The organism is Lysinibacillus xylanilyticus, assembly GCF_001183605.1.
Classification (GTDB): domain Bacteria; phylum Bacillota; class Bacilli; order Bacillales_A; family Planococcaceae; genus Lysinibacillus; species Lysinibacillus xylanilyticus.
The window spans coordinates 429,344-447,178 of record NZ_LFXJ01000005.1 but is presented as its reverse complement, the minus strand read 5'-3'; the positions used below and the strand labels follow the sequence as shown (position 1 = coordinate 447,178).

General features: G+C 36.7%; 4 protein-coding genes. All 4 read right to left on the bottom strand.

The genetic code is table 11. The features are described 5' to 3' along the window. Positions 1-29 precede the first annotated feature (29 nt). The 4 genes from ACZ11_RS05175 to ACZ11_RS05160 are packed head-to-tail and all read right to left on the bottom strand — an operon-like array spanning position 30 to position 17,788. Entirely contained in the window at positions 30-896 is an 867-nt protein-coding gene (locus tag ACZ11_RS05175; protein ID WP_082172678.1) for a 3-hydroxyacyl-CoA dehydrogenase family protein, read from the bottom strand. A gap of 17 nt (positions 897-913) precedes the next feature. Beyond that, on the bottom strand, positions 914-6,124 hold the full coding sequence (locus ACZ11_RS05170) for an SDR family NAD(P)-dependent oxidoreductase (RefSeq protein ID WP_049664274.1): 5,211 nt from the start codon (positions 6,122-6,124) through the stop codon (positions 914-916). A gap of 24 nt (positions 6,125-6,148) precedes the next feature. Beyond that, complete coding sequence (locus tag ACZ11_RS05165; RefSeq protein ID WP_049664272.1) at positions 6,149-10,069, bottom strand: type I polyketide synthase; 3,921 nt, start codon at positions 10,067-10,069, stop codon at positions 6,149-6,151. Between the two features lie 21 nt (positions 10,070-10,090). Further along, a complete protein-coding gene (locus ACZ11_RS05160; protein WP_049664271.1) occupies positions 10,091-17,788 on the bottom strand; it encodes an SDR family NAD(P)-dependent oxidoreductase in 7,698 nt (2,565 codons plus the stop codon). Positions 17,789-17,835 lie beyond the last annotated feature (47 nt).

Sequence of the window (17,835 nt, the reverse complement as noted above, 5' to 3'; positions counted from 1 at the left end):
TATTACTCTAGTTTATTTAAATAATTTATCTAGTTAACTACAAAGCCATAGTTATAGTCATAAAACCCTTTACCACTTTTCCTACCGTGTTGTCCTGCTTCAACCATTTTCCTTAGTAATGGAGCACATCTAAACTTAGGATCCTGATAACTTTCATATAAAATGTCTAAAGAATTAACGACTGTATCCAACCCTATAAGATCAGCTGTCTCCAGTGGCCCCATTTTATGTCCAAAACATTTTTTGAAAATTTCATCCACATCTCTTGGTTCAGCAACCTGATCTTGCACTACAAAAGCAGCCTCATTCATTAGTAGATGAGATAATCGATTCGACACGAATCCAGGATAATCATTTACAAGAATCATCTCCTTGTCCATACTCTCTAAAAAGTCCTTCGTTTGTTGAATGGTCGTTTCAGAAGTATGGAATCCTCTTATCGCCTCAACCGTTGATTTGAGCGGAACTGGATTCATGAAATGAACCCCGATTACATTAGATGCTTGTTTGCATAATGCCGCTATTTTCGTGATGGAAATACACGAAGTATTCACTAGAAGAATACAATCTTCAGCGCAAACTTCATTCAATCTCGTATATACATTTTTTTTCACTTCCCAAACTTCTGGGACATTTTCTACGACAAATTCAACTTCTCTCAGGGCTTCATAATCAGTAGTAAACGTTATCCTTCCTAAAATATCCTCATCTAGTATTCTCGAATCTTTCTTCTTAAAAAGACCTTGAAACTTAATATTTTTTTTAATTTCTTCTTTTGCTTTTTGTAAAACATCCTCTGTCAAATCTATTAAAATTACTTCATGTCCTGATTCTGCAGCGTTCTGCGCAACACCAGCTCCCATAACACCTGCCCCAATAACACCTACCAATCCCACACAATCACCTCATATTGTTAAAAATTAAATTTTACCTCTTCCCTATCCTCTTGATCATCCTGTTCTTCCATGTTTGCTTCACTTTTTAGTCGAAGGTCACCTATTGGTGTATCCAATACAAAACAAATTTTTTCCAATAGATCGATATAATCCTCTAGTATTCTTTGAGCCGTTTCATTTCTATATAGCTTTGTTGAATAATTCAAATGAATATCGACAAAATCTCCTGCCTCAATAACTTCTAAAGTTAGATCAAATTTTGAAATTTTCTCCTCTATAGGATAAGAACTAATCGTTAAGTCACTCATTTTGATCTCGCTATTACCAACATTTTGAAGAACAAACATTACATCAAACAATGGATTCCTGCTTAAACTCCGTTCAACTTTAAGCTGGCTAATCAATTCTTCAATATTACAATCCTGATTATCAAAGGCATCTAACACATTGTTCTTTACTTCAAACAGAAAATCTTTAACTGTTTTATCCCACTTAGGTCTATTTCTTATGACAAGAGTATTAACAAACATCCCAACAATTTTTTCTAAATCAGCACTTGGTCGTCCTGCAATTGGAGTACCAATGATAATGTCATCTTGTGCAGTATACTTGTAGAGTAACACGTAAAAAGCTGATAGCATCACCATATAAGGTGTCGTATTTGATTCTTTAGCAAATCTATACATATGTTGAGACTTTTCTTTATTTAGTATCACGGAAACTGTATGTCCTTCAAAATTCTTTATATCAGGTCTTGGATAATCCGTCGGGAGATTAAGTACTGGCAAATCACCAGCTAAGAGTTCTAACCAATACTTTTTCTGCTCTAGCATCTTATCGCTTTCCGCAATGCGTTCTTGATGAACCGCATAATCCTTATATTGGATCTTAAGCTCTTCCAACTTATTTTCTTCATAGATTGCTAGAAACTCCTCAATCAATATATCAATGGATATACCATCAGCAATCATATGATGCATATCAAATACCATGACATGTTTTTCTTTCGCAAGTTCAAAAAGTCCAATACGAAGTAATGGAGCTTGAGAAAGTTCGAATGGTCTAATAAATGCATTTATTTGTTCATCCAAAACTTCTTCTATGGTCTTCTTATATTCAACATTGAAAATAACGTTATCTTTGATGTACTGCATAACTTTTCCATCTGCTAGTTTAAAGCTTGTACGAAGAGATGCTTGACGTTTAATGATTTCATTAAACGTGTATTCAAATTTAGTTGTATCAAATGGTCCCTCAATTGTTACAGCTCTATAAATGTTGTAATTAATATTCGATCCTTCCATTTCGTTTATAATGAATAATCGCGTTTGAGCAGAGGAAGCCGGATAACCATCCATTGGTTCACACGGTTCAATATCGACATAACAACTAGTAGACGTATTAATAAATTCATCTGCATGCTGTTCCATAAATTCAGCGAAGTCAGCAACTGTAACAAACGATAATAAATCGGCTACTCCAATTTGTTTACCTAATTCTTGATTAATCAGATTTGCTATCTTTAAGCCTGAAATAGAGTCTCCTCCAAGTTCAAAAAAGCTATCGTAAATATTAATCTCATCGAAGCCTAAAACTTCTCCCCAAATCTGACCAATTTTTTGTTCAATCGCGGAGTATTGATCACTTTCTTTACCCGAAAGTTTAACCTCCTCTATAAAACCAGCAACTTTTGGTTTTGCTTTCACTTTGGTTTGCCCAATATAGGAGTAAAGTGTCTTTCTAATTTTAGGTGAAAGTTTAAACATAAACCGTTCAAGTAATGAAATCAGACTACTTTCATAATTAATTTCTCCGATTAAAGCTCTCGGCACATCCTTGTTTATTAATTGATCCAGACCATGGATACTCTCTTTTGTCATCAACGCCTTGAATAGTGTATCAATATTAAAATCATGTTTTATTGACATCCCAGTTTCTTTCCAGGTTGACCAATTAACTGCAACGGTACGTTTATTAAACATATTTCGATAATAAGAGTAAGCATCCAAGTAAGCATTTGCAGCTATATAATCTCCTTGTCCTGGTGCACTAAACAACGATGCTATTGAGGAGAACATAATAAAGAAATCGAGTTGATCTGTTTCTGTTAACTTGTCAAGAATCCATGTACCATATACTTTAGGTGAAAAGACTTGGTTAAATCGTTCATCGGTTCTGGTGACAATAGGTTCTGCTCCACCAACTCCAGCACCATGAATGACTCCATTGATTTGTCCATATTGCTGCCTCACCTTGTCTAATACTCGGCTGACCTCATCCATATTGCCTATATCCGCACTATAATACGTTACTTCGGCACCTAGAGCTTCTATTTCATGGATACCTTTAATTCTTGTAATTGTGTTCTGATCTTGCCCTTGTTCTAAAATCCTCTCCCATTCTGTACGTTCTGGTAATGGTGTTTTATTAATTAAAACAAGGGATACTTGCTCGGTAGAAGCAAGGTACTTTGAAACTTCAAGACCAATCCCACTAGCTCCTCCTGTAATTACATAAACACCATTCTCTCTTATCTCTAACGGTTTAGATGGTTCTAAATCCAGTTCTATTTCCTTAAACTCCTCTACATATCTAACCCCTCTTCGATATGCGACATTCATCCATTCTGTATTGGCATTTATTTCGTCGATAATCTCTGTTGCAGTTGTGCTATCATCTACATCGATGCAACGACACAATAAATTCTGATGTTCTTTTCTCACTACTTTACCAATACCTAACAAAGTGATGTTCTCAGGCTTAATACGCTCTTCAAAGCCATTTACTTGAGTGGTATAATCCGAAATTAATAAAATATCTATTTCATTAGTGATCTCCATTTTCGCAAACGCTTTTGTCAAATAAAATAAGCTTAATACTCCGTTTTGTTGGCTCTCTTCAAGATCAGTAATTGAACGGATTGATCTACCATCTTGAATTGTCATCATATGGATGATTCTCGTAACCTGCCGATCCTTCACATTACGTAAGAGGTGTAGGTAGTCCACCTCTGATCCAGAAATAATGTACTCATTCGGATTGATTTGTTTAAATGATGGACCCTTTTCTACGGTAATCACATCACATGGAGAAGCTGAAAGTTCATTGAGCATTTCTTGACACAGCTCCGACTCTCCTTTAAATACCATAATAGTTCCATCCATGACCTGCTTATTCTCTTCTGGTAACTTCTCTACAGCCCACCCAATGGTAAAAAACTTGTCAGGCTTATCTGTGTTACGTGTTAACTGTTTACCTTCTGGTACTTCAAACCAACACCTATTTCTCTCATAAGGATAACCTGGTGCACTAATTTTTCTCACAGCTTCGTCCTTATACAATTTGTCCCACTGTACTTCGGCACCTCGTGAATACAACTCCGCTAATTCCGTTAGGCTTTTATGGTCCTCCCTATCGGAACTTATAAAATTCTGAATAATAGTAGCTGATTGTTTGCCAAGTTCAAGCCTTTCACTTTCCGTAATTTCTACTTTAGTACGATTCATTTTATTTTGTGGTACCACTCTATGTTCATTTACATATATAGACTGTCCACTTAAATCATTGATTAAATTCAACCCGTCTCGTATGATTTTAAGCTTTTCCTTTAATTCCTCTAACGTATCGATAACAATAGCACATCTATAACTTTGATGATTTCTTCCAACATTAGCGGTATAACAAACATCTCCAATTTCAACATTATGAGGTTTCTTCAAAAACTGAAGATAATTGTCGATTAATTCGATCAATTGGTGTTTACTTTGAGCAGATATCAAAAATAGATGTACTTTTGAACTTTTCCCCACTCTAGGCAGTTCAGGAGCTTCTTCTAGAACAAGATGACAATTCGTTCCACTAAAACCAAAGGAGCTCAGCCCACATCTTCTAGCACTATCTCCAGCTAACCATTCTCTATTTCTACTATTTACATACAAAGGCGACTGGCTAAAATCAATTTTTGAGTTTGGTTTGTTAAAATTAATGCTAGGTGGAATGGTTTTATTTTTTAGCATCATAATACATTTCAATAATCCTACTAGACCTGCACTCTCGTATAAATGACCTACATTAGATTTCACTGTTCCTATCGCACAAAATTGATGCTTATCCGTATGTTTTCTAAAAGCTCTTATTAATCCATCTATTTCAATTGGGTCCCCTAAAGCAGTTCCCGTTCCATGCGCTTCAATATAGCTTAAAGTTTCAGGGTTAATCTCTGCTTTTTCCCAGGCTTTTAAAATCACATCCATTTGAGAGTCAGGGTTTGGTGCTGTGATTCCGATGGACGTTCCATCTTGATTGATTGCACTGCCCTTAATTACCGCATAGATGTTATCCCGATCTCGCTTTGCTTTACGTAGTGGTTTTAGTAGAACTGCCACTACCCCTTCTCCCATACCAGAACCATCAGATTGGTCATCGAATGATCTCGTTCTTCCATCAGTAGATTCGATACCGAATTTCATGTATTCTTTATCTAATGGAAGCAAGTTCATTCTTATACCACCCGCTATAGCCATATCACAATCCTGATTCTTAATAGCTTCACACGCTAAATGTACAGATACTAATGAGGAAGAACAGGCAGTATCAATGACCATGGACGGACCCTTCAAGTCCAGCAAATATGAAATTCGACTAGGTATCATAGCTGTTACATTACCGACAGCAGCTGCAGCCATTAGAGAAACGTCTGTATCATAAATCATTTTTTGATAGCTATCTTTAGCATTACTTGCATATCCAACAAAAACCCCGGTTCTAGTCCCAGCTATAGACGATTTGTTATACCCTCCATCTTCGATTGCCTTGTAGGCTACTTGTAAGAATAATCGCTGGTATGGATCCATTAAACTAGCTTCATTTGGGGACAAACGAAAAAGCCGATAGTCAAATTTATCAATTTCATTTATATAGGCACCTTGTAGATATTTAACTTCGTCTAAGTCTTCAAGTCCTGAATAGTTAATATACTTATCAATGTCCTGTTTTCTTGTTTCCGGGAAATCTCCTATAAAATCAATACTGTTATTTATCCCCTCCCAATATTCATCGATACTATTACATACAGGCAATTCTCCTGCTATGCCAACAATTGCAATATCTTCTTGAATGGAGGTCGCCAAGATTTCATTTTGTAAAGTATGAAGCATCTTTGCCGCTGTTTGTTTATCAATATTACCTGCTTGAGTGTTTTCTAAAATAATCCTGAGTAGTTTTTGCATTGAAATTTTATTTCACCAACTTTCCTATTGGTTTATTTTCTCGATTGCTGCGTCAATACTTAGATTACCTGCGCTTAGATCATCGAGCATTTTATTCAACTCATCCATGTCATCGTTTCCTTCTTCCTGTATTGACACTCCAGTTTTTTCAGCAATAAACTTTGAGAGTGAAGCGATTGTTGTATAGTTAAATAAATCAATTAACTTTATTGCATTAGGAAATTCCTGCTCAAGGATCGCATGCATTCTATTTAACATGACTGAATCCCCGCCGAGTTCAAAAAAGCTGTCGTGAATATCTATTTCCGTATATCCCAGAACTTCGTTGTAAATTGTCGCTACCTTTACCTCTATCTCTGAAAATTCTTTATCTTCTCTTCCTGATAGTTCAACCTTGTCCACTTTTCTTGTTGATTTATTCTGACGTTTTGTTTTTTCATCATTACTATGAGAATCCAACACTTTCTGTGATTTTTCTCTTAACTTGCTAGAAAGTTTAAACGGAAGTCTATCCAACATATACAAAAATCGTGGATTATAACTAAATTCTCCAATTAATACACGGTTAATATTTTTGTTAAGAACCTCTTGGAAACCTTCTAGTGCATAATCAATAGTAATTGCTTTGAAAAGCGCATCATAGTTGAACCCATAGTTAACAGCCATCCCTGTCTCTTTCCATGTTGTCCAATTTATTGTTAACGTTTTTAACCCCAACTTTTTCCTATAAGACGAGAATGAATCCAAATAAGCATTTGCAGCTGTATAGTCACCATGCCCCGGCTCACTTAAGATGGATTGACCTGAAGAAAACATGACAAAGAAATCGAGATTCTCATCCTTAGTTACATGATGGATGACCCATGTACCATATACTTTTGGAAACAGAACTGTATCAAATACATCAGGGTCTTTCTTAAACAAGAATCCATCACCTGGTACACCTGCCGCATGAATAACACCTTGTATATTTCCGTATTTCTGTTTCAGTTCATTAATGATCGATCGAACTGCCTTCTCATTAGAAATATCTGCGCTAAAGTAATGAACATATGAGCCCATTTCTTCAATTTTTTTAATTCTGTTGATCATTCTGGAAACTCGATGACTGTCACCTTGTTCTAGTAATTGGTCCCACTCTGTTCTTTCAGGTAAAAGGGTTCTACCTATCAACGCAATGCGAACTGGCCTCTGAGAGGCTAACCATTCTGCCATTTCAAGTCCAATACCACCACTACCGCCAGTTATCAAATATACCCCTTGGTCTTTGATTTCTACCGGTCGATCTTCCAAATCATCCATCTGAATTTCCCTGAATTCTTCCACATACCTTTTTCCATTTCTGAAAGCAACCTGGTATATTTCATCTTGAACGCCCATTTCTGCCATCAAACTTTCAACTTCCACCTGATTATCGATGTCCATACATTTGATCTTTATCGTTGGATGTTCTTGATTTATCGTCTTACCGATACCAAAAAGTGGTGCATTCTCTGGGTAAATCTTATTTTCTTTCCCTGTCACTTCAGCTACATACTCGGAAATAACATTAATATTAATGCTCTGATCTAGCCCACCCTTTACCAACGCTTTAACTAGAAAGAACATAGAATAAACACCATGATTTTGGTTATTTTTTAAGTCGTCTAACGTATATACTTCTTCCTCACCATATATGGACGACAAATGAATAATCCGAGTAAGGTTCTTTTCTTGTAACAATTCAATGAGACTTTCATAGTCCTTTTCATTTCCAGAAATGATAAAATTATCTTCATTCACTCGTTCGAAACTTTCTCCAAAGTCTATATAACAGACACGATTGCCATTTTCCTTAAATGCTGAAGAGAATTTACTCCAATATCCTTTCTTATCTTTGAAAATTAGAATAGTACCCTCATTACTAGATTCATAGTGATTATCCATCTCTTCGTTGTTCCAGACGATGGAATAGTACTTATCTTCCTCTAGCTCTAATATATTTCCCTCGGTCTGAGGTATATCAATCCAACACCTCGTTCGTTCAAAAGGGTATCCCGGCAAACTTACCTTTAATCGTTTTACATTTCTATAAAGGGAATCCCAATCGATGTTAGCCCCTGCTTTATAAAGATTACAAAGTCGATAGAAGGCATCACCATTAGTAAAATCAGTTGATAGTATAGATTCTATTACTTTATTTGCTTTCTTATCTAATCCAATACGTTCTTCTTCCGTTAACTCAAAATCGTTTTTCTCCCTATTTAATTTATGGGACGGAACTACCTTGAAATAAGAGTAGTATTTATTACTTTTTAAATCTTTATTGCACGCATCTTTTAATTGCCTTAGTAGGTCATCTCGATTTTTATATACAACTGCAAGTCTATGATTATAATGACCTCTACCCGTATTCGCGGTGAAGGAGACATCCCACGGGTCAATCGAACTATCCTGTTCTAACAATTCCACATACTGCTGAATAAGAGATTTCAATCCGTTTTCATGACCGGCAGAGAGTGCCAACACATCATATGAAGGAATAAAACGTCCCTCTATCTGTATATTTGGTGCTTCCTCCAGTACTATATGACAGTTGGTTCCACTAATTCCAAAAGAACTTACACCACATCGTCTTGGATGATCTTCCACCTCCCATTCTCTCATTCTTGAATTAACATATACTGCAGAGTCACTAAACTTAATTGACTGGTTCGGATATGTGAAAAATAAGCTTGGCGGTAACATTTTATGTTTGAGTGCCATTACTCCTTTTAATACACTTAGTATTCCTGCAGCCTCCGAAGAATGGCCAACATTAGATTTCACCGAACTTATCGCGCAAAATTGGGGTTTTTCAGTGAATTGTTTAAATGCGTTTGTAATGCCTTTAACCTCAATAGGATCTCCAAGTGGTGTGCCAGTACCGTGTGTTTCTATGTATGTGATTGTTTCAGGATCTACCCCCGAATCTTCCCAAGCGCTTACCAAGACATCGGTCTGTGCTGCGGGATTTGGAGCTGTTATACCCACAGAATTTCCATCTTGATTTGTTGCGTAGCCTTTTATGACCCCGTAAATATTGTCACCATCCTTCAAAGCCTGCTTTAATGGTTTTAGGACTACAGCTGCTACCCCTTCACCAATTCCCGAACCATCAGATATATGATTAAATGCTCTTGTCCTACTATCAGAGGATTCTATACCTACTTGGAAAAGCTCATTTTCTAGAGGTAACAAGTTAATCTTGATACCTCCAGCGATGGCTAAATCACATTTTTGGTTTCTTATAGCGTCACATGCTGTTGCTATAGCAACAAGGGAAGAGGAACATGCCGTATCTATCAGCATGCTCGGTCCCTTTAAATCTAGTAAATAAGAAATTCTGCTTGGTAAAACGGCAGATAAGTTACCTACCATTGAAAGAGGAATATAAGTCGGGTCAACATCGTAAACTTGCTTCAAATAAAGATCTCGTAAGCTACTTGCAAAGCCAACATAAACTCCCGTATTGCTACCTTTAAGTTTGTTTCCTCCATAACCAGCGTCTTCTATCGCATGCCAAGCTGTTTCGAGAAACATTCGTTGGTTTGGATCCATAAGCCCAGCTTCTTTATAGGAAAGACGAAAGAATGAATAGTCAAACTTGTCTATTTCCTCCATAAAACCATACTCACAGAACTTAATTTGTTCTTCAGGTGTATTTGTAAAACGAAGATAGTCAACAAGATCTTGTTCCCTAGATTTAGTCATCGGACTCACACAATCTAAGCCATTACTTATATTGCTCCAGTACTCTTCAACATCATTTGCTAATGGCATCTTTCCTGATATACCAATAATTGCAATATGCTGATTTTCTTTTATATCAGACTGTTTTAGCAACTTTACTAAATGAATAGCAGATTCCTTATCGATTTTCCCATCTTTTGTATCATTAATAATAAACTCTAGTAGCTTATCCACAGACATCCCCCCTGCAGGATGCTATATATCCTTTAACAGGTTAATAGCATCCTCCATACTCAAACTTTCCTCTTCAATACTATCGAAAATATTTCGCACATCATGATCAATATCTTTTTGCTTCTTAATCACATTTGGCTCCGAATCCTGCTCCTTTTGATTGGCATTAATGTATTCGGCTAAAGCGAAAATGGAAGTATACTCAAATATGTCAGTCACAGCTACAGCACCTGGGAATTTCTCATCTAAATGCTGATGCATACGAGTTAGCAGTATAGAATCAGCTCCCAATTCAAAGAAATTATCATAAATATTGATTTCATCAAAACCTAGTACGTCTTTACAAATACCGGCAATGATTTTTTCGGTTTCCATATATTCATCTTCATCTCTACCAGACAGAACCAATTCTACTGAATGGTCGTCCATTTTGTTTTTCTTTCGTTGTTTTTTAATTTTCTGTCCAGTCACCTCTATAAACTTGTGATGAATTTTTTCGGAAAGTTTGGTAGAAAACTTATCTAGCAAGAATATGATTTTACTTTCATAATTGAGTTCACCAATTAACGTCCGTGGGACATCAAGATTCAAAATCTTTTGTAGCCCATTAATTGCATCTTTGGTAAGAATTGCTTTGAATAAAGTATCTATGTTGAAGTTATGATGTACTGACATACCGGTTTCTTTCCAAGTAGACCAGTTAATAGTGATCGTTCGTTTCCCCTGTTTGTTGCGGTATGCGGTATAGGAATCGAGATACGCATTCGCTGCAATATAATCCCCTTGTCCTGGCATGCTAAACATAGTTGCAATGGAGGAAAATAATAGGAAGAAATCCAAATCATCAGATTGGGAAACCTTATCCAGTATCCATGTCCCATGAACTTTTGGTGTAAATACCTGGTTGAAATTCTCTATAGTTCGTGTTGAAATCGGCTCGGCTCCTCCAACCCCAGCAGCATGTACAATTCCATTTATTTTTCCATACTTTTCCCTTAATTCAGAAAATACTTGTTCAACTGCGATCTCATCTGTAACATTTACACTGTAATAGTCTACGGCACTTCCATTTTGTTCAATTTCTTGGAATTCGCGGATTTTTCGGATGATTGATTGGTCTTCTTCTATCTGATTGAATCGATCCCAATCTTCTCTTGGTGGGAGACTTGATCTATTCAGTAAAGCTAGATTTACTTTCTGATTAGAAGCTAAGTATTTGCTGACTTCTAGACCAATTCCACCAGCACCACCAGTAATGACATACACACCATCACTTGATATCTCGATTGGTCTTTCATCAGCAATATACTCATTAATCTCTTTAAACACTTCAACGTAACGGACATCTTTTCTGAACGCAACATTGTACCATTCGATTTCTGAATCCAATTCATTACTAAGACTCTCCATAGAAGTATGTCGATCAATATCAATGAAGCGACAAATTAAATTAGGGTGCTCTTTACGAACGACCTTTCCAAAACCTTCTAAAGTAGCTTGCTCTGGAATAATTTCTTCTTCAAATCCATTAACTTCATGTACATAAGATGAAACTAAAGCTACATCTATTTCCCACGTAATATCATGTAAAGCTATCGATTTTGTTAAATAAAATAGACTATATACCCCTATATGCTGTGATTCTTCTAATTGATTAATATTCGTCATACTATATCTAGGCTCGACAGTAAACATGTGTATAATCTTATTAATTTTTATTGACTTCAACTCATCAAACAGTTTGACATAGTCCTCTTGATGGCCTGTGATCATGAATTGTTCATTACTTATTTTTTCAAAGTCTGAACCTAGCTTTACTTGGATTACCTTTACTCCAGATTCCTTGTAATAATCTACTACCTTTTTACTTCTTTCATCTTCTCCACTAAAGATTAATACATTGTTATCTTCCGTTCTTTTTAAGTTGCCCTTAAGCTTTTCAACTTGCCATGCCATCGTATAGAACTGGTCAGGTTCCTCTGTTATACTGCCTGCTTTTCTACCATCTGGCATATCTAACCAACAGCGAACTTGATCAAAGATATATGTCGGTAAACTAACCTTTTGGACACTGGATTGATCATATAAAACTTCCCAATCAATATCAGCCCCACTTACATAAAGCTGACCAACTTCTCCTAATAATTCAGTATTTACATCAGCTAGTTCTAAATCAGCTAGTTTTTCCTTCACTTTTCGATTTAGTTCCTGTTTCTTCCTTGCCGTTAATTGACCACTCTTCGATTCACCAATTACACTTGAGATTTCATGGAATACACCATAGAATACACCCTCATTCGGATTACTATTCAAATCACTTACATTAATCTTTTCAAATTGCTGGATCAATTCCTGTCTAGTGTTCACAACTAAAGCTAATCGATAGTTAAAATGGTCTCTACCAGTGTTACTTGTGAAGCAGATGTTAGTTTTATTCAATGATGGAGTAGAGTTGAAAAACTTCTTGTATTGTACGATTAGTTGTTTTAATGCTTCTTCACTTCTAGCCGATAACGTTAGAAGATTTGGTACAGGACTTTCCTGTGATTCCTCTCTGAGAGGTGGTTCCTCTAAAACGACATGACAGTTCGTGCCACTAAAACCAAACGAACTGACAGCTCCTTTCATACGTTCTGCTTGTCCGTTCCATTTTTTCAATTTCGTATTGACATAAACAGAGGATTCTGCAAAATTTATTTTGTTATTTGGTATGTTAAAATTAAGTGACGCTGGAATTTCTTTGTTTTTTAATGAAAGAGCCGCTTTGATAAGGCTCGCTAAGCCCGCTCCTTCAAATAAATGCCCTGTATTTGACTTAACAGATCCAATTGCACAAAATTGTTTTTTCTCCGTATACTGCTTAAATGCCCGTTGTAACGCATCAATTTCAATTGGGTCCCCGAGTGCTGTTCCCGTTCCATGTGCCTCAACAAATGCAAGTTCTTCTGGATTAATACCTGCCTTTTCCCAAGCTTTTAAGATGACCTCTGTTTGAGCATCTGGGTTCGGAGCAGTAATACCCATAGAAGCTCCATCTTGATTAATCGCACTTCCCTTAATAACAGAATAAATATGATCACCGTCTGCAAGAGCCTTCTTTAAAGGCTTTATTATGACGGCAGATGAACCTTCCCCAAACCCAGAACCATCAGCATGATTATCAAATGTAAGTGTTCGTCCATCTGAAGACTCTATTCCTATTTTTGTATATTGTCTGTCTAGCGGCATTAGGGAAATTCTAACCCCACCAACGATTGCATTATCACATTCATTATTTTTTATTGCCATACAAGCTGTGTGAAGTGCTACAAGTGTCGATGAACAGGCTGTATCTATCACCATTGTAGGACCTTTTAAATCTAGGAAATACGAGATTCTAGTCGGCATCATTGCTGTAATGTTTCCAATCGCAGAAGTAGCTAACATTTCTGGGTTTGTCTCATAAATCATCCTTTGATATGAATCTTTAAAACTGCTAGCAAACCCTACATATATTCCGGTATTTGTTTGAGCTAGTTTTCCACCACCGTATCCTGCATCTTCGATTGCTCTCCAAATAGTCTTCATCAAAAGTCGTTGAAATGGGTCCGTGTACTTAGCTTCCGCAGGTGTCATTTTAAAAAACTTATAGTCGAACTTATCAATATGATCTAAAAAACTTCCGTCAACATACTTCAGGTCTTCTGGCTCAGTTCCATCGATATAATATAGAAAACCATCAATATCCTTTCTTCTTGATGACGGAAATCTCCTTATATTTTCTGTGCCATTTCTCAACAATTGCCAATACTCCTGATGATCCTCAGCTAAAGGCATCTCCACTGACATTCCGATGATGGCAATATCATCATCAGTATTAACCTTTTCTGTTTGTACGTGAACCGTTTTTGTGATTCCTTCTTCAGACCCGTCTATAAATTCAGCCAATTTGGATACAGATGTATGGGCAAACAAATCAGATACTTTTACCTTATTAGGAAATTGCTCTTCGATAATGGCGTGCATACGAGTCAACATCACAGAATCCCCGCCAAGTTCGAAAAAACTATCATTTATATCAATTTCACTGAAACCTAAAATCTCTCTATAAACTGCTGCTATTTTCATCTCGGTCTCAGAATATTCCGAGGAGTCTTTCCCTACTAATTTTATATCTGTAGGTAGAGAATAATTTGGCTTCTTAGCTTTATCTTCTCTTCTACTTCGAATGTATTCCTTACTTCGGTCTAACACCTCACTAGTTTTTTTAGATAGTCTGAAGGATAAATTTTCAAGCATGGACAAGTATTCGCTATCTATGTTTAACTCACCAATTAACACCCGATTGATATCTTTCTTCAAAGCGGTATCAAATCCACTTATTGCTAAATCTGTATCAATTGCTTTAAAAATAAGATCAACATTAAACCCGTATTCTTCAGACATACCTACCGTTTTCCATGAGACCCAATCAATTGATAGGGTCGGCTTACCGAGTTTGGTTCGATATGCTGCATAAGAATCTAGAAAAGCATTTGCAGCTACATAGTCACTTTGCCCAACTTCCCCAATAATGGATACACCGGACGAGAAGACAACAAAAAAGTCTAATTGGTCGTTTGCCGTTACTTGATCCAAAACTAACGTTCCTTTAATTTTCGGAGCAATGACAGAATCAAATATTTCTTTTTCTTTCCTTAGGATATATCCATCTCCAGGATTTCCTGCACTATGAATAACCCCATTAATAACCCCGTAATCCCTTCGAATTTCCTCAGTAACTACACTCATTTCCAATACATCTGATACATCAGCTTGATAACATGAAACAGTTGCTCCTAAAGCTTCTATATCTAGGATCATTTGAATTTTATGGCATAACTGTTCATTTTTCCTTTCGGCCAGTATTGCCTTCCACTGTTGACGGTCAGGCATAGCCGATCGATTAATTAAGGCAAGGTTAACGTTTTGGTTCTTTACAAAATACTTTGCAATTTCAAGACCAATACCGCCAGTACCACCTGTTATTACATAAGCCCCTTCAGACTTAATATTAAAGGTTCTGTTGGGTACATTGTTTACATTAACTTCTGTAAATTGTTCAAGGTACCTTATGCCATCTCTATAAGCTACTTGATAGTCATTCGACTGGTGATTCATTTCTTTTAAAATGATGTCACTGGCTGACGAATCAACGTCAATATCAATACACTTACACTTTATGTTGGGATATTCCTGCGAAACTACTTTCCCCATTCCGAATAAAGATACATTGACTGGTTTTAAAAGACGCTCATTACCTGTCACTTCATTTGCATATTCGGAGACAAGGTTTATCCAGATATTCTGACTAAGACCTTGCCTTACGATTGCCCTCGTAAGGTAAAATAAACTGTACACCCCTTGTGATAACTCTTCATCCACATTATCAGGGCTTAGCTGCTGTTCAAATTTTTCTTGCAGTGTCAATAAATGAACGATTGATGTAATTTCATAAGTTTTGACTGCTTGGATGAGCTGATCATAGCTTGCTTCACCACTTCCTATAACATAGAGGTCTTGATTTACCCGTTTAAACTCTTGCCCTAACACAACTTCTACAACGGTTTTCCCATCCAGTCTTAGCTTATTTACTAGAGCGTCCCCAATCCCTCTACTATCTTTTAGTACTAGTATCGCCTTATGTTCATTCTCCTGATTAGGTTGGTTAATATCTTCACTTATCCAATTCATGGTGTAAAATAAATCAGAATCGATAGAATCAGGTACATGATTTGCCTCAGGCAACACTACCCAATTCCGATGTCTATCAAAGCAATATGTGGGAAGATTTACGATTCTCTTTCTGTCGTCCTGATACAGCATCATCCAGTCAATCACTGCACCATTGGTATAGAGTTCACATAATCTCTTGATATTATGAACATCCAAACCTCCATTTACTTCTGCCTCAATCATCAACTGAGAGGCTGTTCGACTTAGAGATTCTACCTCTTTCTTTGTTATATAATTTTGTTGGGATCCGTTAGAATCTAATAGCTTGGAAACAACTTTATGATGACCAGAGTACATCTTGTGTTGATTGGAAATGCTTTCTGGATTTATCGCATTCAACTTCGTTTTTAAGTCTTCGAGACTATTAACTATTAGAGCAAGCCTATATTCATAATGACCTCTTCCTACCGAAGAAGTGTAGCAAATATCCCTAATATCCGATGAGTGTTCTTCTATAGAATATTGTTTATAGCTCTCGAGCAAATTATTAAAAGCTTCTTTACTTTTAGCTGAAAGTGTAAAGACATACTCTTGATCATTTTCTGTTATGTGTTCATCATCTACCTGTTCAGGCGCTTCTTCGAGAACCATATGGCAATTCGTACCACCTACTCCAAATGAACTCACGCCACAAAGTCTAGGTCTTGAAGTAGGATGCCAAGGCTTTCCTTGTGTATTGACATAAACAGGTGAATTTACAAAGTTGATTGATTGATTAGGTTTGTTAAAATAAATGGATGGCGGTATTCGCTTCTGCTTCAATGCCATTACCGCTTTAATTAAGTTGGCTATCCCAGCCCCCTCATATAAATGGCCCATATTCGACTTTACAGAGGTTACCCCACAAAATTGAGATTTGTTCGTATACTTGCGGAACGCATCGTGAATACCTTTAATTTCAATAGGATCACCGATGTTCGTGCCAGTTCCATGAGTCTCAATATAATCCAAATCTTCTGGGTTAATATTGGCATCTTTCCAAGCATTAACCAAGACATCAGTATGTGCTGCTGGATTTGGGGCGGTAATACCCATACTTTGACCGTCCTGATTGACAGAAAAACCCTTTAATACAGCATGTATGTTGTCACCATCACTAATCGCCTTCCGTAATGGTTTAAGCATGACTACCCCAACGCCCTCTCCAATGCCTGTTCCATCGGAAAGATCATCAAATGCCCTCGTTCTAGAGTCTGATGATTCCAAACCTATTTTCTCGTTTTCTTTATCCAATGGAATAATGTTAAGCTTTAGTCCCCCCGCCAATGCCATGTCGCATTGACCACTTCGAATGGCTTGACAGGCTAAAGCAACAGATACCAGAGAGGAGGAACATGCTGTATCAACTATTAAACTAGGACCCTTTAAATCTAGAAAATAGGATAAGCGACTTGGAATTAATGCTGACAAATTACCAATTATTGCTGTAGGATCAGACAGGTCATTATCATAAATAACTCGTCCATAACTATCTCTTAGTGTATTAGCAAAACCGACAAATACCCCTGTATTCGTACCGACTAACCTATCTCCACCGTATCCCGCGTCTTCAATTGCTTTCATGGCTGTTTCCATAAAAAGGCGTTGGTTCGGATCCATTAGACTTGCTTCTTTTGGTGAAAATTTGAAAAAACCGTTATCAAACTCGTCAATATTTTGCAAAAAGGCGCCCTCACAATATCTGATATCCTCTGACCATTTACCAATACTTTTAAAGTAATCGTCTATATCTTGTTTTCGGGACTCAGGAAAAGGATTAATTAAATCATATCTGTTAATAATATTCTGCCAATACTCATCATAAGTTTCGGAGTAAGGTAACTTTAAAGACATTCCAATAATAGCTATTTCTGTATCAGATTTGTTTTCTTGACTTTTCATCATGGATAGTAACTGGACTGCCATTTTTCTGTCTATTTTCCCAGATTTAATATTTTCCACAATAAATTTATATACATTATTCATGAATACTATCCCACTCTCCCTAAGTAGTACCCTTCACTCACTAAGAC